The sequence below is a fragment of the Leucobacter soli genome (assembly GCF_042659205.1).
GTDB classification, from domain to species: domain Bacteria; phylum Actinomycetota; class Actinomycetes; order Actinomycetales; family Microbacteriaceae; genus Leucobacter; species Leucobacter soli.
This window is the reverse complement of the sequence record NZ_JBHSRW010000344.1, coordinates 1-1712: the sequence shown is the minus strand read 5'-3', so window position 1 is coordinate 1712 and position 1712 is coordinate 1. Positions and strand designations below refer to the sequence as shown.

Sequence of the window (1712 nt, the reverse complement as noted above, 5' to 3'; positions counted from 1 at the left end):
GCCCCGTGCCGTGGTCGCACGAGCCGAACCGCGGCGTGCTGCGCGCGCTCTACGCGCTGCGCCGCGCGGCCGACAGGATCGGCGAGCACGCCGAGGTCCGGCGTCTCACCGAGTTCCTCGAGGGTGCGGATCCGACGGCGATCGCCGCGATCGAGGCCGGGGCGTAGGACCCGAGTTGACCGCTTCTCTTTGATTCCGGTGTTCTGGGTGTCGGGATCGGCGTGATTATGCGGAAGTTTCTCGGGTAGCGGGGCACTCACGGGCGAGGTTCGTGCGCTGTCTGCATGGTTGAGTTCGTGCGTCGCGTGCGGACCGCGTCGGGAGCGACTGCGGTGCTCGATCCAGTCCGCAACCCCGGTCTTCGCTGCAGCACGAGTCGCCCAACGCCGGTAAGCCCAATCCCACCCGCCCCCATCCTGCGAGAGGCGGGAAATGGTGGAAATTCTCCCGCAGAAGAACCTTTTTCCGCCTTTCACCGAGGCATGCACGGGAACGGAAGTGCGGGGAGAGCGTAGGCGCGTCACCGGGAGAGGTACGTGAACTATTGACACGGCCCGGCGGCTCGGGAGCGGGGCACCAATTCGGTCGACTCAGCGGATCCGGCGGCGATCGCCGCGATAGAGGCCGACAGGTAGGCCTCTTGCGGCCGGCCGCGGACCGATCCCGCCGGATTCCATCAGGATCGCGGCGGCCGCGCAGGCCGCGCAGGCCGGGCGACCTGACGGCGCCGGCGCGAGCGCGATCAGCGCGGCACGACGACCACGCCGCGGTAGGCGGGATCGCCCCAGCGCGTGATGAGGTCGACGCCGGCGAGCGGGATCGGCAGGGCGCTCGTATCCACCCAGCTCTCGCCGTGCTCGGCCTCGACCCACGGATCCGAGACGATCAGCACGTCATCGATCACGTCGTGCGCCAGGATCCAGTGCGGGGCGGGGTCGCCGATCAGGGGAGCGAGCGCGATCAGCAGGAAGACGTCGGCGCCCCCGACGACGAGATCCCGGATCTCCTCGACCGGCACCCAGCGCCGTTCGATCTCGACACCGAGCTCCGCCGCCTGCCGCAGAGAGTCGTGCTGCAGCTGCTCGCGCAGGCGCCGCTCGAACGGCTGGTCCCTCCACTCCTCGAGCAGGACCAGCTCTTCGGTGCTGAGGATCACGCGAGGCGTGCGGAGGGTGAGCCCGGTCGTGCCGATCTCCCCGGCGGTGGCCACTGCCAGGCCGATCGGCTCGCACGCGGGCAGATTGGTGGCGCGCCGCCAGAAGTCGAGTTCGCGGTTCTGGTTGTCGGATGCGTCGCCGCCGGCGTCGTCGGGGCGGAGACGGCCGAGGCCGCTGCGTTCCAGCGACATGAGGGCGGTCACGGCGCCGCACGTCACGTCGGTGGTCTGCCCGTAGTAGGGAGCAGGGCGGGTGGGTGCGGCGCCGAGCCACTTCGACCAGGACCTGGTGAATGCGTCGGATCCGGGGCGGGTGCTCGGCACGGAGGGCAGTGGATCCGGATCGCGGACGAAACCGAGGTCCGCGAGCATCGCCTCGCGCTCGGCGTCGAGCGGGGCGAGTGCGGGATGCTCCTCGAACTTCACGACGATGGGCGCCGGGCGGGATCCGTCGACGGCGGTCGGGGCGTCGTCCGCCGCCGCGGCGACGGCAGCGCGGAATGCCGCGGCGTCGATCGCCAGGACGTCGACGATCTTGCGGTAGGCCGCGTGCGGG

Annotated in this window: 2 protein-coding genes; one reads left to right on the top strand and one right to left on the bottom strand. The window is 70.9% G+C overall.

The annotated features are described in order from the left end of the window. Positions 1 to 167 (top strand): DUF3151 family protein (locus tag ACFPZL_RS12935; RefSeq protein ID WP_382335776.1); only part of this gene is annotated, 167 nt, incomplete at its 5' end. A 575-nt stretch (positions 168 to 742) separates the two neighbouring features. Here ACFPZL_RS12935 and ACFPZL_RS12930 read toward each other — a convergent pair. Continuing rightward, on the bottom strand, positions 743 to 1712 hold a 970-nt coding region (locus tag ACFPZL_RS12930; protein WP_382335774.1), incomplete at its 5' end, for a peptidase C39 family protein.